Raw genomic sequence first — 24,112 nt, forward strand, 5'->3', positions numbered from 1 at the left:
ATAGCCCTGGAACTGGAGGCTCGCAGCCAAGTGTCCGCCCGTATCATTCCCGTAAAGCCCTTCGACTATGTGGTGTTCGGCGCCACGGGCGATCTCACGAAGCGCAAGCTGATCCCGGCGCTTTTCCATCGTTTCCACGATGGCCAGTTCGATGAGCGCTCCAGAATTATCGGCGTGTCCCGGTCCAAGCTTTCGGACAAGGATTTCCAGAAGTTCGCCCGCGAAGCGGTGACCGAGTTCGTCGAAAAGGAATACCAGGACAAGGAGATCGTCGAGAAGTTCATCTCCTGCTTTTCCTATGTCGCCAACGATGTGTCCGACAAGGCGGGCTGGGCCGATCTCGAAGCCTCGCTTCGCAGCGATCCTGAAGTCGTGCGCGCCTTTTATCTTGCAGTCGCTCCTTCGCTCTTTGGTCCTATCTGCGATTATCTGGACCACAAGGGCTATTGGCGCCGCGATGCACGCGTCGTCGTCGAGAAGCCATTGGGCAACGATCTCGAATCCTCGATGGAAATCAACGACTCGATTTCCGATGTCTTCGCCGAGGATCAGGTTTACCGCATAGACCATTATCTCGGGAAGGAGACAGTCCAGAACCTACTTGCTCTCCGCTTCGGGAACGTCCTTTTCGAACCCATTTGGGACGCTGCCCATATCGACCACGTGCAGATTACCGTTGCCGAGGACGTGGGGGCGGGGACACGCGGCTATTATGACGAGTCCGGTGCTCTGCGCGACATGGTCCAGAACCACATGATGCAGTTGTTGTGTCTTGTGGCAATGGAACCCCCGGCCTCCGATGACGCCAACGCGTTGCGCGATGAAAAGCTCAAGGTCCTGCGCTCGCTAAAGCCCATCGCGGGTGACGCCGTTTCGCGGACGACGGTACGCGGTCAGTATAAGGGAGGCGCTGTGAATGGCGGTTCGGTCGCGGGCTATCAGGACGAACTGCCCGCAGAGCGAAAAGGCTCGAAAACAGAAACCTTCGTTGCCATCAAGGCGGAGGTCGAGAACTGGCGTTGGGCCGGCGTGCCCTTCTACCTGCGCACCGGCAAGCGGTTGGCGTCCCGCGTTTCCGAAATCGTCATCCAGTTCCGTAAGATTCCCCATTCGATCTTCGATCATGCCGAAGGAGCGCCGCGGCCCAACAAGCTCGTGATCCGCCTCCAGCCCGATGAAGGTGTGAAACTGTTCCTGATGATCAAGGATCCCGGTCCCGGTGGCATGCGGCTGCGCGAAGTGCCCTTGAACCTCTCCTTCGCCGAAACGTTTAGCGAGAGGACGCCGGAGGCTTATGAGCGCCTACTGATGGACGTCATCCGTGGCAACCAGACCCTGTTCATGCGCCGCGACGAATTGGAGGCTGCATGGAAATGGATCGATCCGATCCGCGAGGCGTGGGATCACGCCTCGGAAGCGCCCCAGACCTATACAGCGGGTACTTGGGGTCCTACTGGTTCGGTCGCTCTCATAGAGCGCGACGGGCGGACCTGGCACGAAGGCGGGGACTGATCGGAGTCGGGGAGGGGCGCGGCATCGTGCCACCCCTCGTGTGCCTCGGGCCTTTAGCCCGATCCGCCTTCTCCACCTGGGGAGGTGAGGGGCGGCAGCGTCTTAAACAACAAGGACCACAATCATGACCATCGAACGCAACGTGTTTTCCTCCAAGGAGAAGCTGGCGGACGGACTTGCGGAAGCGGTGGCCGACAATCTCATTGCAGGGATCGAGGAGCGCGGTGCAGCTTCGCTTGCCGTCTCGGGGGGATCGACCCCGAAGCGCTTTTTCGAGACACTTTCGAAACGTGAGGACGTCGATTGGGAACAGGTCAGCATCACGCTGGTTGACGAACGCTGGGTCGACGAGACCTCCGACCGGTCCAATGCTCGTCTTGTGAGGGAAACCCTGCTGCAAGGCCCCGCGGCAGCCGCCAGGTTCATCCCGCTTTATTCCGGGGGCGAGGAACCTGACGCGCTGGCCATCGAACGAACGGCCCTTGCTGTTGCCGCTGCCCCCGTTCCCTTCGATGCGGTGATCCTCGGCATGGGCAACGACGGGCACACAGCCTCATTTTTTCCCGGCGGCGACGCGCTCGAAGCTGCCCTATCGAGCGAAGGTCCGGTGATTGCGATCCGGGCGCCCGGCGCCGGAGAGCCGCGAGTGACCTTCACGCTCCAGTGCCTGCTCGATACGGGGGCTCTCTATCTTCATATCGAGGGTGAGGAAAAGGCGCAGGTGCTCGATAAGGCGCTCGAAACAGGCCCGATCGACGCCATGCCAGTCCGTGCCGTGCTCTCACAATCGATAAAGCCCGTTCAACTCTACTGGTGTCCCTGAGCTCCTCCAATAACTCGGGTAACCTCCAACTCCCTCGCTAAGGAGGCGACCATGACTGTCAAATCCGCCATCAAGGACGTGACCGATCGCATTGCGGCCCGGTCCGAAATATCGCGCCGCGATTATCTCGACCGGCTCGACAAGGCCCGGGCCAAGGGCGTGCATCGTGCGGCGCTTTCCTGTGGCAATCTCGCACACGGCTTTGCCGCCTGCGGCCCGCGCGACAAGGCGGCGTTGGCCGGCGATGTCATTCCCAATCTCGGGATCATCACGTCCTACAACGACATGCTCTCGGCCCATCAGCCCTACGAGACCTACCCCGCGCTTATCAAGCAGGCTGCGCGCGAAGCGGGCGGCATTGCGCAGGTTGCTGGCGGCGTGCCTGCAATGTGCGATGGGGTAACCCAGGGCCAGGACGGCATGGATCTCTCGCTCTTTTCGCGTGATGTGATCGCGATGGCCGCGGCGGTGGGTCTCTCGCACAACATGTTCGATTCCGTCGTCTATCTCGGCATCTGCGACAAGATCGTCCCCGGCCTCGTCATCGCCGCCCTGACCTTCGGCCACCTGCCTGCCGTCTTCATTCCCGCGGGACCGATGACCACGGGTTTGCCGAACGACGAGAAAGCCCGTGTGCGCCAACTTTTCATGGAAGGCAAGGTCGGCCGCGCCGAACTCCTCGAAGCCGAATCCAAGTCTTACCACGGCCCTGGCACCTGCACGTTCTATGGCACGGCAAATTCCAACCAGATGCTCATGGAGATCATGGGCCTGCACCTGCCGGGAGCATCTTTCGTCAATCCCGGCACGCCCCTGCGCGACGCGCTGACCAAGGCGGCAACGAGGCGGGCGCTGGCCATTACCGCGCAAGGCAACGATTATACACCAGCTGGCCGCGTCATCGATGAAAAGGCCATCGTCAATGGCCTTGTTGGACTTCACGCCACCGGGGGGTCGACCAACCACACCATGCATCTCATCGCGATGGCACGCGCTGCTGGCCTGCACGTGACGTGGGACGACATGTCCGCACTTTCCGATATCGTGCCGCTTCTTGCCCGCGTGTATCCCAACGGCCTGGCCGACGTGAACCATTTCCACGCCGCTGGCGGCATGGGTTTTCTTATCCGCGAACTGCTCGATGCGGGCTACCTCCACGACGACGTGACGACGGTTTGGGGCAAGGGGCTCGAAGCCTATACCAAGGAGCCGCGCTTCATCGGCGAGGAACTGACCTTCGAGCCAGTGCCTGCCGAAAGCGGCAACCCTAAGGTGCTCACCAAAGCTTCTGCACCGTTTTCGGCCAATGGCGGGCTCAAACTCCTCTCAGGCAATCTCGGCAAGTCGGTCATCAAGATTTCTGCCGTCAAGCCCGAGAACCATGTCATCGAAGCCCCCGCGCGCGTATTCCACACCCAGCAGGGATTGATCGACGCCTTCAAGGCTGGGGAGCTGACCAGCGATTTTATCGCCGTGGTGCGGTTCCAGGGTCCCAAGGCCATCGGCATGCCCGAGCTCCACAAACTCACGCCCACGCTCGGTGTATTGCAGGACCGGGGTTTGAAAGTGGCACTGGTCACAGACGGTCGCATGTCTGGCGCCTCCGGCAAAGTGCCTGCCGCAATCCACCTCACCCCGGAAGCCGCCGACGGCGGACCGATCTCGAAAATCCGCGATGGCGACATGCTCCGCCTCGATGCAGGGAAGGGGATACTGGAGTATCTGGGCGACGAACATGCCTTCCTCGCCCGCACCCCAGCCTCGGAAAACCTTGAACACGAACATTACGGCACAGGCCGCGAACTTTTCGCCGGCTTCCGGCATTTCGTAGGCGCGGCGGACAAGGGGGCGAGCGTCTTTGCCTGATCTCACTGTCCTCCCCGTCCCGGTTTTCTCCCCGCTCTGCAATCTCGGCTTTGCCCTGCGGCGGGAGGTGTTCGTCATCGAACAGAACGTGCCCGAGGAACTTGAGCATGACGCCGACGATTTGGCCGCTACCCATATCGTCGGCATCGCGGAAGGCGCCGTGGTGGCGGTGTTGCGGATATTGTGGAACGAGAGCTATGCCAAGATCGGTCGCGTCGCGGTGGCAGCGTCCCATCGCGGGCATGGGCTGGGTGCGAAGATGATCCGTTTCGCGGTAGAATACGCTGCTGGGCAGGGCCAATCGCGCTGCTATCTCGAATCCCAGTCCGACAAGGTGGCGTTCTACGAACGGCTGGGGTTTGTTGCCTATGGCGATGAGTTCATGGACGCCGGGATTCCGCATCTGCGGATGAAGAATTTCTAGCTCTTTCGCCCAGCTTCCCAAACTCTGGTGCGCCGACTATACCGTTGCGCATGATCCCTCCCGGCACTGTCCTTTTCAACGATACGCTCAATCCGGACGCCGAAAGCCTCCTGTTCGAGGCTCCGCGCGAGATCGTTCGCGCCCATACGCGCGATGAGGCCCTTGCCGCGCTCGATGCGCTCGACAGGGCGCGCAAAAACGGCCTCTGGGTGGCCGGATATTTCGCATACGAACTCGGCTACGTTTTCGAGGAACGTCTTGCCCATCGCCTGCCCGAACGCAGCAAAACCCCGCTCGTCTGGCTGGGACTTTACCATGCGCCCCGCCGCCTTGATGCGGGCGAAACCGATGCGTGGCTTTCGGCCTGTGCGGGGGAAACCGGAAAAGCTATCGATATCGCGCCCAGAATGGATAAGGCCGCTTATGGCAAGGCTTTCGAGACGGCCAAGGCCCTGATAGCGGCGGGTGACATCTATCAAGTCAACCTCACCTTCAAGGTCGGGTTCCGGCTCGAGGGAGATCCCGTCGCGCTCTACCGTTCGCTGTCCCGCAAGCAGGCTGCCACCTATGGCGCGCTGATGCGGGCCGAAGATCATTGGGTACTCTCGCGCTCGCCCGAACTGTTCGTTGCCCTTTCGGGCTCAACGCTTTCTGCGCGCCCGATGAAAGGCACCGCCAGGCGCGGGCCGTCCATCGCCGAGGATGACGCAGGCCGTGCGGCGCTCGCCGCCGACATCAAGAACCGCGCCGAAAATCTCATGATCGTCGACCTTCTGCGCAACGATCTGTCACGCATTTCCGAAGTCGGCTCAGTGCATGTGACTGACCTCTTTACCGTGGAAACCTATCGCTACCTGCACACCATGACTTCGGGCATTGAGGCGAAATTGCGTGCGGGCGTCACCCAGCGAGAAGCCATCGCCAATCTCTTCCCCTGCGGCTCGATCACCGGCGCCCCGAAAATCCGGGCGATGGAAATCATCGATGACATCGAGACAGAGCGGCGCGGGCTTTATACCGGGGCCATCGGATGGTTCGCGCCTCAAGGAGATTTTTGCCTCAACGTCGCGATCCGCACGGCTGTGATCGACGAGGAGGGCAGGGGAGAAATCGGCGTCGGCGGAGGCATCGTTGCCGATAGCATATGCGAAAACGAATATGCGGAAGCTCTGCTCAAAATGCAGTTTCTCACCGACAATACCGATCCCGTCTGTCTTATCGAAACCATGCTCTGGACCCGCGACGCCGGATTCTTCCTCCTCGATCGTCATCTCGACCGACTGAGGGCATCGGCAGCATACTTTTCCATCCTCTTCGATGAAATCGGGATAAGGGCTCGCCTAGAAGCGTGGGCGCGCTCAGCGCCCTTGGATCGCTACCGTTTCCGCCTGACGCTACACGAAATCGATGGGCTGGACATCTCGGCCGCCGAACTGCCTGAACCTGCCGCGGCGCCAATGCCCTTCCGCTTTGCCCTTGCGCCGGAACGGCTCGATTCCCGGAGCCTTTGGCTCGCCCACAAGACAACCAATCGCGCCTTTTACGATCAGCCGCGCCAGAGGGCGCAGGCCGAGTTCGGTGTCGATGAAGTGGTGTTCCTCAATGAACGTGGCGAAGTTTGCGAAGGCTCCATAACGACGCTGTTCGTCGACCCGGACGGAAAGGGATCGTTGCTCACCCCGCCTCTCACCTCAGGCTTGTTGCCCGGCACGCTTCGCGCCGACCTTCTCGCTTCGGCCCGCGCCCGCGAAGCTGTTCTGACGCCTTCGGAACTCGAAAGCGCGGCCGCCATCTTTCTTGGCAATTCCGTTAGGGGGCTGATGCCAGCAGAATGGGTGAAGCCTTCCTGATGGAGGTCAGAAAAGCACCCGCTGCGCGATCGAGAAATAAATGACGACCCCCACCACGTCACAGATCGAAGTGACCAGCGGGCCCGATGCTGTGGCGGGGTCCATCCCGAGCCGAGTCAGAATAAAGGGCAGCGTCATGCCGATCAGTGCTCCCGCCAAAACGATGAGGATCATCGCCGCTGAGACCACCCAGGCGATATCGATGCCGCCGCGCCATGCGCCGATGCCATAGATTGCAACGGCCATGGTGAGACCGAGCAGTAGCGCGACAAGCGTTTCGCGGCCCAGCATGCGACCCCAGTCCGCCATCCGCACGTCGCCGGTAGCAATCGCACGGACCATTAGCGTTGCCGATTGCGCTCCCGCATTGCCCCCCGAGGCGATGAGCAGGGGCAGGAAGAACAAGAGCGCCAGATGTGCAGCAATCGTATCCTCGAAATAGGCGATCCCGGCGCCTGAAAAAATGTTGCCGAAAACGAGCAGCACCAGCCAGGCGACACGAGCACGATAGAGCACGAAAATCGTCGCTTGTTTGACGCTCTCGCCGAGTCCGCGCACCGTACCGGACTTATGAAAGTCCTCGGTGGCTTCTTGCTGGATAACGTCGAGCGCGTCGTCGTGGGTGACGATGCCGACAATACGGTCGTCCGCATCGATCACAGGCAGGGCGAGCCTGTCGTAACGCGCGATCTTGTTGGCGACTTCTTCCTGATCCTCGTCGACCCGCACCGCCAGCGTATTGCGCTCCATGATCTTTTCGATGCGTGTTGCGGGCGCAACCAAAATAAGATCCTGAAGCCGTACCGAACCCAACAACCTGCGTTCGCCGTCGATGACATAGGCGCGATAGATTGTTTCCTTGTCCGGGGCTTCGAGGCGCAGTTTGTCAAGCGCTTGACGGGCGGTAATGTCGGGCGTGAGCACCGCATAGTCCGAGGTCATGATTGCCCCAGCCGTACCTTCCTCGTAGCTGGCGAGCTTGCGGATGTCCTCGCGCTCGGCATGGGACAGCGCAGGCAGCAGCGCCTCCTGCTCGTGTTCCGAAAGCGCGTTGAAAAGGTCGGCCCGATCGTCCGAGTCCATCTCCGTAATGATCTCGGCGAGCCGTGCGCGCGGGGCGCAATTGGCGAGTTCCACCTGCAGATCGCGATCGAGATAGCCGAACACTTCGGCCTGACGTGGCAGGTCGAGCATGTCGAGGACCTGCCAGTCGATGTCGGCCGGATGGTCCTTTATGAACTGCGCGATATCGGCGGCGTGTTGGGATTCAAGGAATTCGCGGTTGATGCGTGCGTCCGCATCCGAACCGGTCTCAAGCTCGCGGGCGAGGGTATCGAAAGTCATGGGTCACCTCGGTTCATTCCACGCCGTCCCATACGGACGGCGACCGAGGCGAGGGTTTAACCCTTTTGGCTCAGACGCAGTGCGTAAGGGGCGACACCAGTTTCGATCCAGATACGACTGGAGGGGTCGTCCATCGGGTTAAAGTCTCTTGCTGTTTCAAAGATTTGGCCAGCACGCTGAGGACACCGGCCACGCCCCTTATGGCGCAGCTTCTCGTCACAATCAAGGGGAAGAACCAGAGAATCAGGCTGGCTATAGCGGCGTGGCAATAGGGAGCCCGCTAGCCCCTGCCAAGCAGGCGCGTCTTGATGGCCAGCACACTCCGGGCGATCGTCCAGAGGGTCGGCGTCTGCTTGATGGCACGTTTGGCACTCCGCGCGCCGAGCAGCACCGGCGCTGTCAAAGTGCCGAGCGGAGAGACCGGCAAAAGGCTGTCATAGACGGTGGTCGCCGCCGTCCAGTCGGTCTTGTAGTCGAAGTCACCCAATCCCATGTCGAACGAGGTATAGCCTTCGGAGCGTAATTGATCGAGAAGAGCGGACAGCATCACACCCATCAGCGAGTATTTTGACGCCGATCCGATGGTCGTCGAATTGATGTACTGCGAATAATGGGTAGGGGTGCACACCCCGAGGCTCGTCGCCAGGATTTCATCGCCGGCATAGAGCGCGTGATAGCGGAACACCGGATACTCCTGCCCGAGGGAGGCGATGGCAAGGTTCCTGAAATGGCTCTGGAACGCCGGCGCCGCAAATATGTTCGCGACCCCCATTGCGCGAAAACGCTTGCCGCGCTGATCGAGAAAAGCGGCATGCATCGCCTCGATTTCGTCAGCCGACCCTGCTGCCCGGACGGAGAGTTCGCCATACCCTTCCGTAAGTCGGCGTTTCGAGCGACGGATATTGGTGCGGCGCTTGTGGGGTAGCGCCTCCTCGATGAACTCTGCATCCAAGGCATCTAGCTCGCCAAGGTAAAGGTTGTTGGGAGCAGGGACATGGGGAAGGCCCATGAGGAGGTTGGGTTGTCCTTGCCAGAGCGGCACGAAGCTATGAAAGGAAACGATATCGGCGCCCACGCGACGCAGCGCGCCGAAGGCGTCCCGGAGCAGTTCAGGGGTAAGCCGTTCCGCATAGGTCGGATCATAGAGAATGGCATCCATGTTTGAGATGGGCATCCCGACGATTTGGGCAAGTTTGATCCCGAACCGCCGGCTTACACCGAACGGCGCCAGCGCCACCGGCTTGTTCCCATCCATGACCGCCAGAATCGCGATCGTGTCAGGCAGGTCAAAGCCTGCCGCACAATAACCCGCGATCCATTCGAAGCGTTGATAGGGCGTAAGAACAGCGCGTGTTTCGAGATCGCGCCAGAGCGGTTCGACGGCGACGAGGCTGGGATATACCGAAACCGTGAGCCCGTTTGCGGTTGCTACGGTGCCCGAAAAGACAAACGGTTCTTCGGCCATCGCCTGAACAGCCATTGTTCACCCGCCACAGGTTTCGTCCCGCCCATACGGCGCGGGAGCACGTTTCATGTGGCGCCAATATCGAGCGAAAATCCTATCGAAGCATGAACCGGTCCAATCCCCGTGCGCGGAGGAATGTCCTAACGGTCCCCTTGGTTAAGAACCGTTGAGTCGATACGGTAAACTTCATGCCAATGGTCGTCCGGAACGCGTCCGGACGACCATTGGAAATCTAGAGCACCTCGAGGAGCTCAACGTCGAACACGAGATCCTTGCCCGCCAGGGGATGGTTGGCATCGACAGTGATTTCCGCGTTGTCGACGCTGACAACCGTCAATTGCAACGGTTGCCCATCGCCGCCGGTTGCCTGCAGGCGCGCGCCGACGCTGATATCGACTTCGGGTGGAATCCGGTCGCGCGGGACGGCTTGGACCGCTTCGGGACGATGCGGGCCGTAGGCCTCGTTGGCCGGAATGGTGATTGTGGCGCTCTCGCCGACGCTCATCCCTTCGACCTGGGCGTCAAGCCCCTTGATGATCTGACCCGAGCCGACCTGAAATTCGAGCGGCGCGCGGCCATCCGATGAATCGAACTGGGTGCCGTCGGTCAGGCGGCCGGTGTAATGAATACGCACAGTATCCCCGTGCTTTGCCTGGGTCATGCTGTGTCCTTTTTTGCTTGTGTTTGCTTGGGACATGACGGCGCAAGAGTGCGCACAGGGTCGTGTCCGTCGATCAAATGCGCCGTTCCTCGGGGGAGCCGCGCTGAGCACCGGCCAATGTAGGACCTCTGGAGGAAATGTAAACCTATGGGGCCGTTATTGGACCGGCATCGTAAGCTGCCCGGCATCGTCCCAGGCAAACCCGGCCAGCTCGAGTTCCGCGCGGGCGGCGGCCATGTCGAAGGCGATGTATTCGATATCGGGATTGTGCCAATATCGGTTGACTGGCGCGATAAGGCTCCCGCGCGTCGCAGCGTGACCGTCAAGCAGAACATCGACGATGCGGTCGCGGTCGATCGCGTGCGTGAGGGCGCGGCGAAAGCCGGCAAGGGCAAAGTTCGTTCTACGCGTATTGTAGGCGATGTGGTTGAAGCCGATATCGGGCGCCGTCATGATCCCGACGCCGCTGGCAGCCTCCACGGTGGGGACGTGCCACGGGTCGAGTGTGCCCGCCGTCAGGTCGACCTCACCGCCAAGCAGGGCCGAGAGCGTCGCGGTGCCGTTGAAATAGAACAGGAAGTCGACACCGGTCAGCATGATATCGCTGGCGGCAAAATGGTCCTCGAACCGGTCGAGCGACATGTGCCAGCCCGGATCGATGCTGGCGAAACGGAAGGGGCCCGATCCCACGAGGGGGACGTCCCCGTTCTCCAGCGCCGCCGGGTTTTCGATATGGCGCCAGATGTGGCTGGGCAGAATCGGAATCTGGCTGAGCGCTGTTACGGCGAAGGAGGCGGAGGGGTATTTGAGCGTAATGCGCACGGTGCGGGCATCCACGGCTTCGACGGCAAGAAGCGCTCCGAGATAGGCGCCGAGGTAGGAAAACCCGACAAGCTTGGGCTGGTTGAAGGAAAAGGCCACGTCAGTGGCCGTGACGGGCATGCCGTCGTGAAAAATCAGGCCTTCGCGCAGGGTTACCTCAAGCGTCGCTTCGCTCACGAAATCGATCCGTTCCGCGGCCCAGAGCTGGGGCTCCGCGTCGGGCGAGAGTCGCACGAGATAATCATAGTAGAGCCGCATCCAGCGCCAACTCCAGCTTGTGGTGGAAGCGAGGGGATTCAGGCCGTCGGGACGCTGGTGGCCGCCGATGCGCAAGCGCGTCCGAGCCGTCAAGGGCTGCGCCCGCATCAAGTTCCATTCGGTATAGAGCCCGTCGCCCGGCGCCGCGGCGAGGCCAGCAAAGCTCGTGGTCGAATGCGCTACGACGGTATCGCGGTGCGCGATCACCGCAATAGGCACGTCGCGTGCGGCGAGGGCCTGCGCCGCGTGAACCGCCGGCCGCCGCAGTTCGGGATCGAGGGCGCGCGATTGTGCCTGGAACAAGGCATCGTACTCGGGATTGGCGTAACCGGAAAGGTTAGTGCCACCCGAACCGGCCTGGCGCGAATCGAGCAGGCCAAGAAAGAATTGCGGGTCGAGTCGATCGACTCGTCCCGACCACCCGAGAATGGCTGCATCGAAATCCTGCGCATTCTGAACCCGGTCGATAAGAGCGACAAAGTCCATCGCCTCGACCTCAACCGTCAGGCCCAGCTCGCGCCAGGCTTCGGCGATCATCTGGGCAGCCTCGAACCGCACCGGGTCATACTCGGGTACAGGCGCAAGAATGACGATCGGCGGCACGGCCACGTGCTGCGCCGCGACTGGAAACGAGGCGACCGCCAAATATGCCACAAAGGCAAGGCGTGCCACGGTCTTTAAAAATCTCAAACCGGTCGCCCCCCGGGTTGCGTTACCGAGGAATATGGAGTGCCACGCGTAAACAAACCGTCCGCCCCATTTATAAATTCAGGCAGACACTTTAACGCGGATTTTGCGTTCAGAAGCTCGTTCTGGCCTTTAGCGCTTGGGCAAGCGTCCCCTCATCGAGATAGTCGAGTTCGCCGCCCACCGGCACGCCATGGGCGAGTCGAGAGACCTTGACGCCGGAGTCTGCCAGTCGGTCCGTGATGTAGTGGGCGGTGGTCTGGCCCTCGACGGTGGCGTTCACACCAAGGACAATTTCGGCGTAGCCACGAGCTCGGCTTACGAGAGCATCAATGGAAAGATCGTCCGGTCCGACCCCGTCGAGCGGGGAAAGCACGCCGCCCAGGACATGGTAGCGTACTGCCCCGACGCCGGCCCTCTCTAGCGCCCACAGGTCGGCGACGTCCTCGACGACGATCAGCAGCCCCGACTCCGCCCGCCGAGGATCCGCACAGATCGAACAAGGGGAAATCGTATCGATGTTGCCACAGGTTTCGCAAACCCGTACCGCTTCGACGGCGCGGTCGAGAGCAGCCGATAGCGGGACCATCAGCTGCTCCTTTTTCTTTATAAGATGCAGCACCGCCCGCCGCGCCGAGCGGGGGCCGAGCCCGGGCAGGCGCGAAAGAAGCTGAATGAGCTGTTCGATCTCCGGCCCGCCGGATGCGTGGGACATTCTTAAAAAGAGCCTCTCACCCTTGCATCGTCAGAACGGAAACTTCATGCCCGGCGGCATCGGTAGCCCGGCGGTGATTTCACCCATTCTTTTGGCAAGGTACTCCTCGCCCTTGCGCCGCGCGTCGGCGTGGGCGGCGACAAGGAGGTCTTCGAGGATTTCGGCTTCCCCGGGGTTCAACAGCGAAGGATCGATCCTTACGCTCTGCAGATCGCCCTTGGCGGTCATCGAAACGACGACCATGCCCGCCCCAGCATTGCCCTCGACCACCGTGGCGGCGGCTTCGGCCTGGATTTCCTGCGCCTTTTTCTGGAACTCCTGGGCCTTCTGCATCATGCCCATGATATCTCTCATTCGTCTTCCTCCGGGTCGATCGGGGGTTCGTCGGGCAACGGCCCGACCTCTTCATCCTGTTGCGCCCGCGTCCTTATGTTGACAAGTCGCGCACCAGGAAAGGTTTCCATTACCACCTTGACGAGCGGGTCGCGCAGCGCCTCCGAACGCGCATCCTCTTCTTGGGCCTCGCGCGCCTGGCGCAAGGTCGGCCCCTCGATCTCGCTCGTGGAAATGGTGACGAGCCAGGGCCTGCCAGTCCATTCCTTGAGGCGGGCAGAGAGGACCGGAACGATGGCGTTGTTGGCGCCGGCAACCATTGCCACCTCAATCCGCCCGGTCTCGAAGGTTACCGGCTTCATGTCGGATTCCAGCGCATGCTTGAGCATTACATCGCGCTTGTCCCCGGCGAGCGCGACAAGTTCGGCATAAGTCCTTGGACTGGGTAGCGCGCTGGCCTGGGGTGCGGATGCAGGCATCGGCGCGGCTTCGACCTGCCGGCTCAAAGCCGGCGCGTGGCCACGGGCCTGATAGCCGCCTCCAGTGGAGGGCGGCCTGGAAAGCATGGGCGAAGGGGCGTCGCCACCTTGGGATGTAAGTTTTTCGATGAGTTCTTCGGGGCTCGGGAGATCGGCAGCATATGCAAGCCGGATCAATACCATTTCGGCGGCCTGAAGCCCGTTGCCCGATTGGGCGATTTCCGAAAGTCCACGCGAGAGAATTTGCCAGGTCCGCGTGAGCGTTCTCAGACCGAGCTTTTGTGCAAATTGCGCGCCGCGAGTCCGCTCGTCCGGGGTGAGCACCGGATCGTTGGCGGCGGCGGGCACGATCTTGATACGGGTCACAAGGTGGGTGAATTCGGCAAGGTCGGTAACGATGGTGGTGGGGTCGGCGCCGGATTCGTAGAGCGTGCGCGTGTCGTCGAGCGCGCCGGCGATATCCCCGCCCATGAGTTTCTCAAAAAGATCGACAATGCGCGCGCGGTCGGCCAGACCCAGCATATCGCGCACAGCATCGCGCGTGATCGCACCATTGCCATGTGCGATGGCCTGGTCGGTGAGAGAGAGGCAATCTCTAGCCGAGCCTTCACCAGCCCGCACGATCATCGCAAGCGCTTCGGGCTCCACGGCGACCTGTTCCTTTTCGAGCAGTCCGCCGAGATAGTCCGTCATGACCTCCGGGGCGATGCGGCGGAGGTCGAAGCGTTGACAGCGCGAAAGGATGGTCACCGGAACTTTCCGGATTTCCGTCGTCGCGAAGATGAACTTCACATAGGGAGGGGGTTCTTCGAGTGTCTTGAGAAGCCCGTTGAAGGCCGATGTCGAGAGCATGTGCACCTCGTCGATGATGAACACCTTATAGGGTGCGCTCATCGGAGGCGTGCGGGTCATCGCGTTGATCTCGCGAATCGAATCGATGCCCGTATTTGACGCAGCGTCCATCTCCATCACGTCGACATGGGTGCCCGCGATGATTTCGGCGCAATGGAGGCCGGGGCTGGAGAGGTCGAGCGTGGGGCGGGCCCCGGTTTCATCGGCGTAATTGAAGGCGCGCGCCAGGATGCGGGCGGTGGTGGTTTTGCCCACCCCGCGTACGCCGGTCAGGATAAAGGCATGGTGGATGCGGCCCGAGGCGAACGCATTGGCCAGCGTGCGAACCATCGCATCCTGACCCACAAGACTCCCAAAGCTCGATGGGCGGTATTTCCGGGCCAGAACCTTGTAGGGCGTCTGCGGGGTCTCGGGGGTCACCATCACGTGCCGTTAAGAGGGAATCGGTAAATCGGCATCGAGAGTGGCCGATAAGTGGGAGGCTGACAACGACCCGCGCCGTACTCGTTAGGGCTGCTTCCTTCCGGACCTGACCCGGTTGGCGAGCGGTTCGTCCGCCACCAACCTCCCGCCCCCTATGTGCTGCATCGGGGCGGGTATTGCAAGGGGAGTCGGTGACCCGGATACACGATTCAACGCTCCGACGGCGCGGGAAGGTGCGCGACAGGGTAGATACCGAGCAGCTTGAAATGATCGGAAAAGAAGCCTAGCTCCTCGAGGGCATATTTCACGTTCCGGTCCTCCGGGTGGCCTTCGATATCGGCGTAGAACTGGGTGGCTGTGAAACTGCCGTTGACCATGTAGCTTTCGAGCTTGGTCATGTTGACACCGTTGGTCGCGAACCCGCCCATCGCCTTGTAGAGCGCCGCCGGGACGTTGCGGACGCGGAAGACGAAAGTTGTCTTTATCTTGTTGCCGTCCGGTGCGGGTCGTTCCATGTCGCGCGACATGATGAGAAATCGCGTCGTATTGTGGGCGGCGTCTTCGATATTTTCAGCCAGCACATCGAGGTCGTAAATCTCGGCGGCAAAGCGCGACGCGATGGCGCCAAGCGATTTGTCCCGCTTCTGGGCAACTTCCTTGGCCGAACCGGCGGTGTCGACTGCGTTGATCGTGCGCAGGCCATGCTTTTTGATGAAGGCCCGGCATTGGCCAAGGGCAACCGATAGCGATTGCACGGCCTTGATGTCCGAAAGCGTGGCGCCATGCACCCCCAGGAGGTTCATGCGCACGGGCAGATAATATTCGCCGATGATGTAGAGCCCGCTTTCAGGCAGTATGTGGTGGATGTCGGTAATCCGCCCGTATAGGGAATTCTCGATAGGCACGACCGCGAAATCTGCCGCTCCGGTCTGCACCGCGCCGATGGTTTCCTCGAACGTCACGCAGGGCAGGGGCTCGTCATCAGGAAACACCGCAACCGCCGTTGCATGACTGAACGCGCCTAGTTCTCCCTGAAATGCAATTCTGCGGCCCATTTTCTCTATCCCGGCAGGTGTGGAAAGCACGCTCTATTGACCTTCGCGGAGTTCAAGTCAATTGCACATTCGAGCGCTTTCGATTAGGGCTTTGCGGGAATTGTCGCACCCGGCCGATCCCGGTTGCGCGGGCCGAAGCTTCTATTATATGGTCCGCGCGCGTCGTCGTTGTGCGCCTTTCGTTTGCGTTTGGCCGGGAACTTCCCGCTGCATGCGGAGGTTGTGCAGGCGACACGAAGCGACTTGCTGAACTTGCCGGCGCCGGCGGGGGTAACGGTACGGAGAGACCGAGATTATGAATTCGTTTGAACTCAACAAGATTTTCGGCGCCATTCTTGGCACGCTGGTTTTCGTGATGGGCGTTGGCTTCATTGCCGAAGAAATCTACCATCCCATCCAGAATCGCGGCGCGACCTATCTCCTGCCCGAGCCTGAGGCCGGCGGCGCAGCCGGCCCGGCCGAAGTCGCGCAAGTCGAGCCGATCGAGGTTCGCATGCTGGCTGCATCGGCGGAAGCGGGCGAGCGTCTCATGAACCGCTGCCAGTCCTGCCACGATTATTCGCCAGCCAATGCCAACCGGACCGGTCCGGGCATCTATGACATCGTGGGCCAGGAAATCGCCTACCACGAAGGCTTTGCCTATTCGGACGCGCTGGCCGCGCTTGGTGCCGCTGGTGAAATCTGGGATTACCAGCATCTCGACGATTTCCTCGCTTCGCCGCGTGGCTATGCGCCCGGCACGAAGATGACTTTTGCGGGGCTGTCGAATCCGATAGATCGCGCCAATCTCATCGCCTACCTGCGCACGCTTTCGACCGATCCCTATCCGCTGCCCGACGTGTCCGCCGAGGTCGTTGTCGAGGATGAGGCTATTGCCGAGGAAGAGGTGACCGGTTTTGATGATGCGCCGGTCGTTGACGTCGATGGCCCGGTCGAGCAGTCTCCCAGCGCTGTCGAAGAGCACGATCAGCCCGGCAACTGACCGGCTGCCAACTGACGATTTGAATTTGTAAAAGAGCCATGCGATTCTCGCATGGCTCTTTTTATTTGCGGAGGGATACACCATGGCGATGCTGCTTCACCTTACCGATGTCAACGAGAAGGCATGGGCCGATGGGTTGCGCGCGGCCCTCCCGGGCTATCCGGTATTGATGCGCTCGGACGGGTATGATCCCAAGGCGATCCACTACATCTTTGCCTGGAAGCCGGCACCCAATGCTTTCGACGGAATGGACAACCTCAAGGCCGTTTTCTCTTTGGGAGCGGGCGTCGATTCTCTCATGCAGCATCCGGCGCTGCCCGATGTCCCCATCGTTCGTTTCGTCGATGATGAACTTACCCAGTGCATGAGCGATTACGTCGTCGCCAATGTCATGATGCACCAGCGGCTCTTTACGCGCTATACCGCCCACCAGAAGGCGAAGATTTGGAGCCAGCTCTATCCGCCTGCCTCCAGCGAGATTTCTGTCGGCATAATGGGTTTGGGGACGCTCGGGCTCGACGCGGCTAACAAGCTCAAGTCGATTGGTTTCGATGTCCTGGGCTGGAGCAGGAGCGAAAAAGAGGTCGAGGGCGTCGATACCTTCGCAGGCAATGATCAGCTCGATGCTTTTCTTGCCCGTACGGACATCCTCGTATGCCTTCTTCCCCTGACGCCCGAGACCCGCGGCATCCTCAACATGGAAACCTTCAAGAAGCTTCGGCGCGGTCCGCTGGTTGGTGGTCCGGTGCTCATCAACGCGGCACGCGGCGGGCATCAGAAGGAATCCGATATCGTGACGGCCCTGCGCGACGGCACGCTGGCTGCAGCCAGCCTGGACGTCTTCGAGGTGGAGCCCTTGCCCAAGGATAGCCCCCTCTGGGAAATCGAAACCTGCTTCATCACGCCCCACATCGCCGCCATTTCCAACGAACGCTCAGGCGTCAAATATTTCGCCCGGATGCTGCTCGACCATGAGGCTGGCAAGCCGCTGCGCAACTTGGTGGACCGGGCGCGGGGGTATTGAGCAGACCAAGGAACGCCAGTGACTTGCGGCTTCGGCCTCGCTTTCGGATATGCCGGCCTCTGGGTCGCGCCAGCGAGTGCAGAGCCGGGATAACGGGCTTTGTCGCCTATTCAGGAAGCGGGCGTTCTCCCAGATTGTGCGCAAGCATGACAAGGTAGCCGTTGGGGTCTAGGACGAAGATTTCCCTTTTCCCGCCCTCCCGGTCCCCATAGCGGCGCCAAACTTCCCTGGGGCCGGTATAAAGCGGGATGTTCAAGTGCTTGAGCCGTTCGATAATCGGCTCGACGCTCGCGACGAAAATCTGAAATATGACCCCACGGCCAAACGGCATTTCGAGCTCTGCTGTTTCCCAGTTTCCGGCCCGTTGGCACAACATGACCTGCGCGCCTTCGGGTCTCTCGAGAAAAGCGAAAAGCTGCTCAGGTCGCTCATAGGCAACTGTAAAGCCCAGCGCGTCCATCCAGAATGCGCGGCTTTCGTGGAAGTCGGCAACGAGCAGTTCCGGCACTAGGCCTGCAAAGCCGCCGTGGGGCGGGTGTCCCTCGTTTGCCATTCCCAGCTTTTCCTCTCCGCTTCAGCCAATCGCCCCATACTTCTCCCGAAGGACCTCGAACACCGCCCTGATGCCCTGGTCGGTGCCGCCGAAAGGGCGGCCCGGCCGTGCTTCAGGAGCCCAGCCGAAGATGTCGAGGTGAACCCAGTTCGTTTCCGGTTTGAGAAATTTGTTGAGGAACAGGGCAGCAGTGATCGAACCGGCGAACGGGGCGCTGGTGATGTGATTCACATCCGCGATCTTTGAGGCGAGCATCTTTTCGTAACCCTTCCAGAGGGGCAGGGACCATACGGGATCGTCAACGGCCAGTCCGGCGGCAACGATTTTCTCGCCAAGCCCCTGATCCCGTGCGTAGAGGGGCGGAAGATCGGGCCCGAGCGCGATGCGGGCGGCGCCGGTCAATGTCGCCATATCGATGACGAGATCGGGGTCCTCCTCGTCGGCCAGGGCCAACGCATCGGCAAGGATCAGGCGCCCCTCGGCATCGGTATTGCCGATCTCGACGGTCAACCCCTTGCGCGATGGCAGGACGTCCCCCGGGCGGAAGGACGATCCTGAGATTGCGTTCTCGACGATCGGAAGCAGCACGCGCAGGCGGACCTTGAGCTTCGCATCGATGATCGCGTGCGCAAGCCCGAGCACATTGGCGGCTCCGCCCATGTCCTTTTTCATGAGCGCCATGCCCGAAGAGGGCTTGATATTGAGTCCCCCGGTATCGAAGGTCACGCCCTTGCCGACCAGGGTAAGTTTGGGATCGCTCGCTTCGCCCCAGGAGAGATCGATCAGGCGGGGCGGTTCGGCGCTGGCGCGGCCAACCGCATGGATCATCGGGAAATTTTTCTTGAGCAGCGCGTCGCCCGTGATGACGGAAATACTCATCTTGCGGTCCGATGCGAACGTCCGTACCCGGGCTTCGAACTGGTCAGGCCCCAAATCGTTGGCCGGCGTGTTGATGAGATCGCGCGCCAGGGTTGTCGCCGCGGCCAGCCGGGTGACCTGCGCCCCATCCGCTTCTCGAGGCAGTTCCAACACCGGCGCGTCAGCCCGGGCCTTGTAGCGATCGAAGCGGTAGGCGCCCAGCGAAAAGGCGAGGGCTGCGAGAGTAGGGTCGCCGAAATCTCCTTCGAGCCGGTATTGACCGGGATCGAGCGCTGCGGCGGCCAATCCGAGAACGAGCGGCTGCCGGTCGTCGGCCGTGCCCATGCCGAAAAAATAGCCCTCCAATTGTCCCTCCTCACCCGGTACGGCGAGCAGCTTTCCGTACTGTCCCTTAAAGCCATTGGCCCGGGCCCAATTGAGGGCGGCGCCCGAGCGTGAGGCGCCGTCCAGCCGGCCCTCGTAAACGCAGGTGATTGGAAGCGTAGCGGTCATGGAGAGTCTTTCCGGTGGAGACATTTTGAATCACCCGTGACCCTAGCGCGCGGACCCTTGGCGGGCAATCGGACGGCAGGCCGGCTTAACCGGGCGTTAGGGTTAATAATTTACAACTCGGAAACTAGGGGAACCACGCTGAGTCCGTGCGCCCCCGGTGTATCGAGGAGAAGGGCATGGGTTTGGCCCCGGTCATGCGCTTTGTGCGCGCAGCATTGCTGGTTGGAACGGCGGCGCTGACGCTGTCGGCCTGCGCGTCCAACCGAACAGGCCATGCCGTTACGGCCGATTATTCTAATCTCTCGGGACCGCAGATACAGGCGAGCGTCGTCGATCTCGCTGCGCGCTATCGCGCCGATCCCCGTAACAAGACGCTCGGCATCCACTATGCCGCCGCACTGCGCGCCGCCCAACAGCAGGCCCAAGCCGTTATGGTCATGGAACACCTCATGGCCGCCTACCCCAACGACCCCGAAGTTAACCTTGCCTATGCCCGCGCCTTGGCCAGCGATGGCCGGTTCTCTCAGGCGCTCAACGTGGTCGAGCAGGCCGTCAATCCGGTGGCGCCAGACTGGGACGCGCTTTCGGTGCGTGGCGCCATTCTCGATCAGATGGGCGAGCACGCGCTCGCGCGGCAATCCTATTCGCAGGCTCTGCTGCTTGCGCCTCAGCAGGCGAGCCTGCATGCCAACCTCGGGCTTTCCTTCGCCATGACGGGCGAGCTTCCGCAGGCCGAAAGCCATCTGCGACAAGCTGTTTCCCTTCCCGGTGCCTCCTCTAAGGTGCGTCAGAATCTTGCTCTGGTCCTGGGCCTTCAGGGCCGCTTCGAGGAAGCGCGCGCAATTTACGCAGCAGAACTGCCGCCCGACGCCGTGGAGGCCAATATGGCCTATATTCGAGCCATGCTGACCCAGCAGAACCGCTGGGACCAGATTCGCGGCGATACGCAGGGATAATCGCCCCGTCAGCACACCTCCCTAGGCCTGTGCCCGGAAGCCATTGCGGGTTGAGAACGCGACCGGTGCCGATCGCGCGGCGTGGGAAGCCTGTGCGCCCGAATGGTGCGTTTTGGCCCAGCTATAGGGGCTCCGGAGCAACTCGATTGCGGCCATGGCCGTCGCGAGCCACATCATGAACCAGTAGATTGGCAGCAAAACCAGCCAGCCGACGAGGTCGCGCCGTCCGATGCGGGCAAGGCCGATCGCACTCACAAGGATTGCGCCTGCATAGCCGATGCCGAGTACCCCCAGGCTGGCCAGGACCGGGAAATCGGGCGCGCCCCGCCAGAGAAGGTCTCCGGTCAGGTGCACCAACAGGGCAGCCAGCATCAGCCCGTGGATCGATATCGAGAGCACCATGCCCCCCACCAGCGTCTCGAACGCTATAAGGCCACGCCACCCCAGGTCGTCGAGCAATCTCTTTGGATGGGCATTGTGCACGATCACCGTCTGCATCCATCCTTTCATCCAGCGCGAGCGCTGGCGTAACCATGCGCCAATCGCCACAGGCGACTCTTCGGAGGTAAAGCTCGCAAAGGTTTCGACCCCGTGGCCCAGCCGGCCGATCCTTATGCCGAGATCGGCATCTTCGGTCACATTGAAGGCATCCCAGCCGCCGATGGATTTCAGGATATCGGTGCGGAAATGATTGGACGTCCCCCCGAGCGGCACCGGCAGGCCGGCTCTCGCAATGGCGGGGAGCAGTACCCCGAAATGACCGGCATATTCGGCCGCGAACATCCGCGTAAGCCAGTTTCGGTCGGCATTGGTGATCAGTAGATGCGCCTGGAGGCAGGCAATCTCTGGATGCCTGGCGAACAGCGTCGCGGCCTTGCGCAATTGCTGGCGGTCTGGCACGTCCTCGGCATCGAACACCGTGACATGGCGCCCCCGCGCGAAGGGCAGTGCGAAGTTGAGGGCCTTGGGCTTGGTGTACGGCGGTCGGCGTGGCACCACGACCACGGAAAACCTGGCATCGTCGAGATAGCGTCTGGCCGCCATCACCGTCCGTCGGCTCGTGCTCTCGACCACGAACTTGATATCGAGCTTTTCAGCCGGATAGTCGAACCGTGCCATCGCTTGGGCAAGCTGAGGCACCATATGGGCTTCATCTCTCAAGGGAATGAGAACGGTATAGACCGGAAGGGCCTCGTCGCCGAGCAGGCGGTCAGTCTGTAGCGGCAGTGTCTTGCGCGCGGTGAAGGCTGCCCGCAGGCGGAAAAGGGACGGACAGACCAAAAGCGTGGCCAGCGCCGGGAACAGCGTCGTTTGCACGTTCGAAGGGGCAAACAGTGCTGCCGCCGCGACGATAAAAATCGCCAGCACAAGTCCATAGCGATGGCGCATGCCAAGCTCGGTATTCGCGTTCCCGTGCGGGTATTGCCGCACCGTGCGCTGAACGGCCTCGGAGGCGAGAAGATCCGCATTGACTGTCGCAAGCGCCGTTGCAAGGTTTCGCGGGCTTGTAACGACAACGGGGACAGCGGGTGCGCTCTTTGCGAGCGCCAGCAGTCGCCTCAGCCCCGGCGCCACGAACAATACATCGGCCCCTCGCATCCGGCCTCGAACCGATGAGAGGCTCCACAGCGCGTCGACATTGGCGTCGCTGGAAAACGGCAGGATGAAGGGGGCAATATCTTCGACATAGGCCAACCCGAGTAGGGCCGCCACCTGCCGGTACACCTCGTCCTCATCTCGCCGGGCCTGATGAATGAAAACCGTGAGCGGATCACAATCGAGCCGCTCCGCGCGCTCAAGGATCGCGTCGGCGCGTCCAGATGCGGCGTCATTTCCCAGTAATGCTTCAAGTATGGCTTTTTCGGCGAGGAACTGACCATGCTCTCGCATACCCATGCCCCCAAAAACGAGCCGAGCCTACCAATGGCATCGCAAATGCGCCATAAACCGCGCCGGCCGACACATGACCTGTGGATTTCCCGACGCTTTTAGGCGGCGGCGGTTGCCCGGTTTTGTTGGGTCAACTGGCGTTTCCGCTTTGTCAAGCGCGGTAAGCCAGCCTGTGGACATAAGCCCTCTCGCCAGCGCTCATACTCCGTTGGGCCCGCTGCCCTTGGCCCTATAATTGAGGCATTCCTGCCCCGATGACGAGGCCACCAAGCTTTGCGAGTGACACGCAGGATTGGATGCGGGGGGAACCTTGGCAAGCTACCAATCCGCGAATAAATGCGCCATAAAGCGCACAAGTTGAACCGAATATGTGGAAATTTCTATGGTGCCGAGGCGGTTGTGCCTTCTCGTTCTGGCGGCTCTTGTGAGCTTTCCGGCACCGCCGAGTGCGCAGAATCTGCCAGCACATGTCGATCCGGCGGCCCGCGAGGATATGGTTGATCCGGCCATGGTTCCCGCCTTGCGGTTCCTCACCACCGACGACTTCCCGCCCTTCAACTATTCTGATGGAAGTGGACGGCTCGTGGGGTTCAACATCGATCTGGCGAACGCGATCTGCATGCGCCTTTCCGCGCGCTGCACCGTTCAGGCCTGGCCGTGGAACCGCGTTCAGGAGGCCCTGGCCAATAATCAGGGTGACGCGCTGATTGCCGGCCTGTCGATGGACGGCCAAGCCGCGGAGCGTTTCGATTTTTCACGGATCTATCTCCAGTTGCCAGCCCGTTTCGTGACTCGCCGAGGCGTCGAGATGGTTTTCGATCCGGCCGGGTTTGCGGGATCGGTCGGTGCACGCGAGGGCTCCGCTCAGGCGCGCCTCATCGCCCGCGTCTTGCCGGAGGCTCAGATTTCACCTTATGAAACCGAGTTCGACGCTCTTGCCGCCCTCCGGGAGGGGGAAGTCGACGTGGTCTTTGGCGACGGCATGAGGCTTGCCTTCTGGCTCAATGACAATCCCGATTGCTGCGCCTTCTCGGGCAATGCTTACTTCCGTCCAGATCTGTTCGGCCAGGGTATGACCATCGCCGTTCCGGCCGGGCTCGATAACGTCCGCACGGCCATTAACTGGGCTCTCGTGCGGCTCGAAAGGGAAGGACGGCTCAACGAGCTTTACCTGCGCTGGTTCCCGGTAAGCTTCTACTGAGGCAAGGCGCTGAGCGGACCCGCTCGATTGCGACGCAATGCCGTTGTCAGAGCGGGTTGCTTGTTGCCGCTACCCGAATTTTGGGGGATGCCACAACGTCACGAGCGCAAACCGCCGCCGGCACGTCTACAACCGCCGGTGCCTCACACGCGCCGACGTCTCCAGGGCTGCCGTAATCAGCCGGTCGATCGAAAACGCGTCCCGGATCATCTCGAGGAGCCGCAGTTCCTCTTGGTTGAGCTTTAGATCTACCGTCGCGATTTCCACGGCAAGCGCATAGGCCGTTTCCTGCAGGCGCGGTTCGAGGGCGTCGGCGATTTCGGCGAGCAGGGCATCGAGACCGCCCTTGTTGAGCTGGTCGACGCATCGGCTCGCCACCTCCGGCAGCCGCGCGATATCGAACCCCTCGAACACCGGCCAACGGCTGATCAGGGCCGCGAAGCGGTCGATCTCCCGGTCGGTCACGTCGGTATCGGACACTGCAGTCACGACCATGGTGTAGATAAGGGCATCGGTGGGGGAGAGGGGCATCGCCGGTGGCTCGTCCAGAGGGGAAATCCTGAGGT

At 61.4% G+C, this 24,112-nt stretch carries 21 protein-coding genes and 1 other RNA gene; 9 read left to right on the forward strand and 13 right to left on the reverse strand.

From position 1 onward, the window contains the following. Positions 1 to 30 precede the first annotated feature (30 nt). From zwf to pabB, 5 genes are all read left to right on the forward strand, one after another. Positions 31 to 1,512, forward strand: a complete 1,482-nt coding sequence (gene zwf / locus I2G20_RS09065) for a glucose-6-phosphate dehydrogenase (protein ID WP_196259395.1) — start codon at positions 31 to 33, stop codon at positions 1,510 to 1,512. A 124-nt stretch (positions 1,513 to 1,636) separates the two neighbouring features. Then, positions 1,637 to 2,335, forward strand: coding sequence for a 6-phosphogluconolactonase (pgl, locus tag I2G20_RS09070; RefSeq protein WP_196259396.1), 699 nt, complete (start codon positions 1,637 to 1,639; stop codon positions 2,333 to 2,335). 51 nt (positions 2,336 to 2,386) lie between these two features. Next, positions 2,387 to 4,201: a phosphogluconate dehydratase gene (edd, locus tag I2G20_RS09075; protein ID WP_196259397.1), complete on the forward strand. Its 1,815-nt coding sequence runs from the start codon at positions 2,387 to 2,389 to the stop codon at positions 4,199 to 4,201. Then, on the forward strand, positions 4,194 to 4,625 hold the full coding sequence (locus tag I2G20_RS09080) for a GNAT family N-acetyltransferase (protein ID WP_196259398.1): 432 nt from the start codon (positions 4,194 to 4,196) through the stop codon (positions 4,623 to 4,625). Before edd ends, I2G20_RS09080 begins: the two co-directional genes overlap by 8 nt. Positions 4,626 to 4,675: 50 nt before the next feature. Next, positions 4,676 to 6,475 (forward strand): aminodeoxychorismate synthase component I, encoded by a 1,800-nt coding sequence (pabB, locus tag I2G20_RS09085; RefSeq protein WP_196259399.1) that lies wholly within the window; start codon positions 4,676 to 4,678, stop codon positions 6,473 to 6,475. 6 nt (positions 6,476 to 6,481) lie between these two features. Here the strand turns inward: pabB and mgtE are convergent, their stop codons facing one another. From mgtE to I2G20_RS09130, 9 genes are all read right to left on the reverse strand, one after another. Next, positions 6,482 to 7,819, reverse strand: coding sequence for a magnesium transporter (gene mgtE, locus I2G20_RS09090; protein ID WP_196259400.1), 1,338 nt, complete (start codon positions 7,817 to 7,819; stop codon positions 6,482 to 6,484). A 280-nt stretch (positions 7,820 to 8,099) separates the two neighbouring features. Then, a complete protein-coding gene (locus I2G20_RS09095) occupies positions 8,100 to 9,299 on the reverse strand; it encodes a GNAT family N-acetyltransferase (RefSeq protein ID WP_196259401.1) in 1,200 nt (399 codons plus the stop codon). A gap of 217 nt (positions 9,300 to 9,516) precedes the next feature. After that, a complete protein-coding gene (locus I2G20_RS09100; RefSeq protein ID WP_196259402.1) occupies positions 9,517 to 9,945 on the reverse strand; it encodes an FKBP-type peptidyl-prolyl cis-trans isomerase in 429 nt (142 codons plus the stop codon). A 156-nt stretch (positions 9,946 to 10,101) separates the two neighbouring features. Continuing rightward, entirely contained in the window at positions 10,102 to 11,715 is a 1,614-nt protein-coding gene (locus I2G20_RS09105; RefSeq protein ID WP_196259403.1) for an ABC transporter substrate-binding protein, read from the reverse strand. A 109-nt stretch (positions 11,716 to 11,824) separates the two neighbouring features. Continuing rightward, positions 11,825 to 12,427 carry a recombination mediator RecR gene (gene recR / locus I2G20_RS09110; protein WP_196259404.1) on the reverse strand — a complete coding sequence of 201 codons (603 nt, stop codon included), beginning with the start codon at positions 12,425 to 12,427 and terminating at the stop codon, positions 11,825 to 11,827. Between the two features lie 30 nt (positions 12,428 to 12,457). Continuing rightward, positions 12,458 to 12,781: a YbaB/EbfC family nucleoid-associated protein gene (locus I2G20_RS09115; protein WP_196259405.1), complete on the reverse strand. Its 324-nt coding sequence runs from the start codon at positions 12,779 to 12,781 to the stop codon at positions 12,458 to 12,460. Then, positions 12,778 to 14,514, reverse strand: a complete 1,737-nt coding sequence (locus I2G20_RS09120; RefSeq protein WP_196259406.1) for a DNA polymerase III subunit gamma/tau — start codon at positions 14,512 to 14,514, stop codon at positions 12,778 to 12,780. The genes I2G20_RS09115 and I2G20_RS09120 overlap by 4 nt, the downstream gene beginning before the upstream one ends. Positions 14,515 to 14,565: 51 nt before the next feature. Continuing rightward, positions 14,566 to 14,660: signal recognition particle sRNA small type (ffs, locus tag I2G20_RS09125), an RNA gene on the reverse strand. Positions 14,661 to 14,723: 63 nt separating this feature from the next. Continuing rightward, on the reverse strand, positions 14,724 to 15,569 hold the full coding sequence (locus tag I2G20_RS09130; protein ID WP_196259407.1) for a prephenate dehydratase: 846 nt from the start codon (positions 15,567 to 15,569) through the stop codon (positions 14,724 to 14,726). Positions 15,570 to 15,864: 295 nt separating this feature from the next. Between I2G20_RS09130 and I2G20_RS09135 the strand changes: the two genes are divergently transcribed. Together I2G20_RS09135 and I2G20_RS09140 are read left to right on the forward strand one after the other, a co-directional pair. Next, positions 15,865 to 16,551 carry a c-type cytochrome gene (locus I2G20_RS09135; protein WP_196259408.1) on the forward strand — a complete coding sequence of 229 codons (687 nt, stop codon included), beginning with the start codon at positions 15,865 to 15,867 and terminating at the stop codon, positions 16,549 to 16,551. 82 nt (positions 16,552 to 16,633) lie between these two features. Then, positions 16,634 to 17,575, forward strand: coding sequence for a 2-hydroxyacid dehydrogenase (locus tag I2G20_RS09140; protein ID WP_196259409.1), 942 nt, complete (start codon positions 16,634 to 16,636; stop codon positions 17,573 to 17,575). 106 nt (positions 17,576 to 17,681) lie between these two features. Here I2G20_RS09140 and I2G20_RS09145 read toward each other — a convergent pair whose 3' ends face one another. Together I2G20_RS09145 and I2G20_RS09150 are read right to left on the reverse strand one after the other, a co-directional pair. After that, positions 17,682 to 18,128, reverse strand: coding sequence for a VOC family protein (locus I2G20_RS09145; RefSeq protein ID WP_196259410.1), 447 nt, complete (start codon positions 18,126 to 18,128; stop codon positions 17,682 to 17,684). Positions 18,129 to 18,149: 21 nt separating this feature from the next. Further along, positions 18,150 to 19,499, reverse strand: coding sequence for a leucyl aminopeptidase family protein (locus tag I2G20_RS09150; RefSeq protein ID WP_196259411.1), 1,350 nt, complete (start codon positions 19,497 to 19,499; stop codon positions 18,150 to 18,152). 176 nt (positions 19,500 to 19,675) lie between these two features. On the opposite strand from I2G20_RS09150, the gene I2G20_RS09155 reads away from it, so the two are divergent. Then, positions 19,676 to 20,455, forward strand: coding sequence for a tetratricopeptide repeat protein (locus I2G20_RS09155; RefSeq protein WP_196259412.1), 780 nt, complete (start codon positions 19,676 to 19,678; stop codon positions 20,453 to 20,455). A gap of 21 nt (positions 20,456 to 20,476) precedes the next feature. On the opposite strand, the gene I2G20_RS09160 is transcribed toward I2G20_RS09155, so the two are convergent. Continuing rightward, on the reverse strand, positions 20,477 to 22,345 hold the full coding sequence (locus I2G20_RS09160; protein WP_196259413.1) for a glycosyltransferase family 2 protein: 1,869 nt from the start codon (positions 22,343 to 22,345) through the stop codon (positions 20,477 to 20,479). A gap of 382 nt (positions 22,346 to 22,727) precedes the next feature. Between I2G20_RS09160 and I2G20_RS09165 the strand changes: the two genes are divergently transcribed. Then, complete coding sequence (locus I2G20_RS09165) at positions 22,728 to 23,546, forward strand: transporter substrate-binding domain-containing protein (protein WP_196259414.1); 819 nt, start codon at positions 22,728 to 22,730, stop codon at positions 23,544 to 23,546. A 126-nt stretch (positions 23,547 to 23,672) separates the two neighbouring features. Here I2G20_RS09165 and I2G20_RS09170 read toward each other — a convergent pair whose 3' ends face one another. Continuing rightward, the gene (locus tag I2G20_RS09170; RefSeq protein ID WP_196259415.1) at positions 23,673 to 24,077 is read right to left on the reverse strand and encodes a tellurite resistance TerB family protein; all 405 of its coding nucleotides are present in this window, start codon (positions 24,075 to 24,077) and stop codon (positions 23,673 to 23,675) included. Between the last annotated feature and the right edge of the window lie 35 nt (positions 24,078 to 24,112).

Origin of the sequence: Pelagibacterium limicola, from assembly GCF_015694405.1 — a bacterium.
GTDB classification, from domain to species: domain Bacteria; phylum Pseudomonadota; class Alphaproteobacteria; order Rhizobiales; family Devosiaceae; genus Pelagibacterium; species Pelagibacterium limicola.

Bases quoted from the DNA above. Each gene is read 5' to 3' on its own strand.
- pgl (WP_196259396.1), top strand. From the start codon at position 1,637: ATGACCATCGAACGCAACGTGTTTTCCTCCAAGGAGAAGCTGGCGGAC.
- edd (WP_196259397.1), top strand. From the start codon at position 2,387: ATGACTGTCAAATCCGCCATCAAGGACGTGACCGATCGCATTGCGGCC.
- pabB (WP_196259399.1), top strand. From the start codon at position 4,676: ATGATCCCTCCCGGCACTGTCCTTTTCAACGATACGCTCAATCCGGAC.
- mgtE (WP_196259400.1), bottom strand. From the start codon at position 7,819: ATGACTTTCGATACCCTCGCCCGCGAGCTTGAGACCGGTTCGGATGCG.
- I2G20_RS09095 (WP_196259401.1), bottom strand. From the start codon at position 9,299: ATGGCTGTTCAGGCGATGGCCGAAGAACCGTTTGTCTTTTCGGGCACC.
- I2G20_RS09100 (WP_196259402.1), bottom strand. From the start codon at position 9,945: ATGACCCAGGCAAAGCACGGGGATACTGTGCGTATTCATTACACCGGC.
- recR (WP_196259404.1), bottom strand. From the start codon at position 12,427: ATGTCCCACGCATCCGGCGGGCCGGAGATCGAACAGCTCATTCAGCTT.
- I2G20_RS09115 (WP_196259405.1), bottom strand. From the start codon at position 12,781: ATGAGAGATATCATGGGCATGATGCAGAAGGCCCAGGAGTTCCAGAAA.
- I2G20_RS09120 (WP_196259406.1), bottom strand. From the start codon at position 14,514: ATGGTGACCCCCGAGACCCCGCAGACGCCCTACAAGGTTCTGGCCCGG.
- I2G20_RS09130 (WP_196259407.1), bottom strand. From the start codon at position 15,569: ATGGGCCGCAGAATTGCATTTCAGGGAGAACTAGGCGCGTTCAGTCAT.
- I2G20_RS09135 (WP_196259408.1), top strand. From the start codon at position 15,865: ATGAATTCGTTTGAACTCAACAAGATTTTCGGCGCCATTCTTGGCACG.
- I2G20_RS09140 (WP_196259409.1), top strand. From the start codon at position 16,634: ATGGCGATGCTGCTTCACCTTACCGATGTCAACGAGAAGGCATGGGCC.
- I2G20_RS09145 (WP_196259410.1), bottom strand. From the start codon at position 18,128: ATGGCAAACGAGGGACACCCGCCCCACGGCGGCTTTGCAGGCCTAGTG.
- I2G20_RS09150 (WP_196259411.1), bottom strand. From the start codon at position 19,499: ATGACCGCTACGCTTCCAATCACCTGCGTTTACGAGGGCCGGCTGGAC.
- I2G20_RS09155 (WP_196259412.1), top strand. From the start codon at position 19,676: ATGGGTTTGGCCCCGGTCATGCGCTTTGTGCGCGCAGCATTGCTGGTT.
- I2G20_RS09160 (WP_196259413.1), bottom strand. From the start codon at position 22,345: ATGCGAGAGCATGGTCAGTTCCTCGCCGAAAAAGCCATACTTGAAGCA.
- I2G20_RS09165 (WP_196259414.1), top strand. From the start codon at position 22,728: ATGGTGCCGAGGCGGTTGTGCCTTCTCGTTCTGGCGGCTCTTGTGAGC.
- I2G20_RS09170 (WP_196259415.1), bottom strand. From the start codon at position 24,077: ATGCCCCTCTCCCCCACCGATGCCCTTATCTACACCATGGTCGTGACT.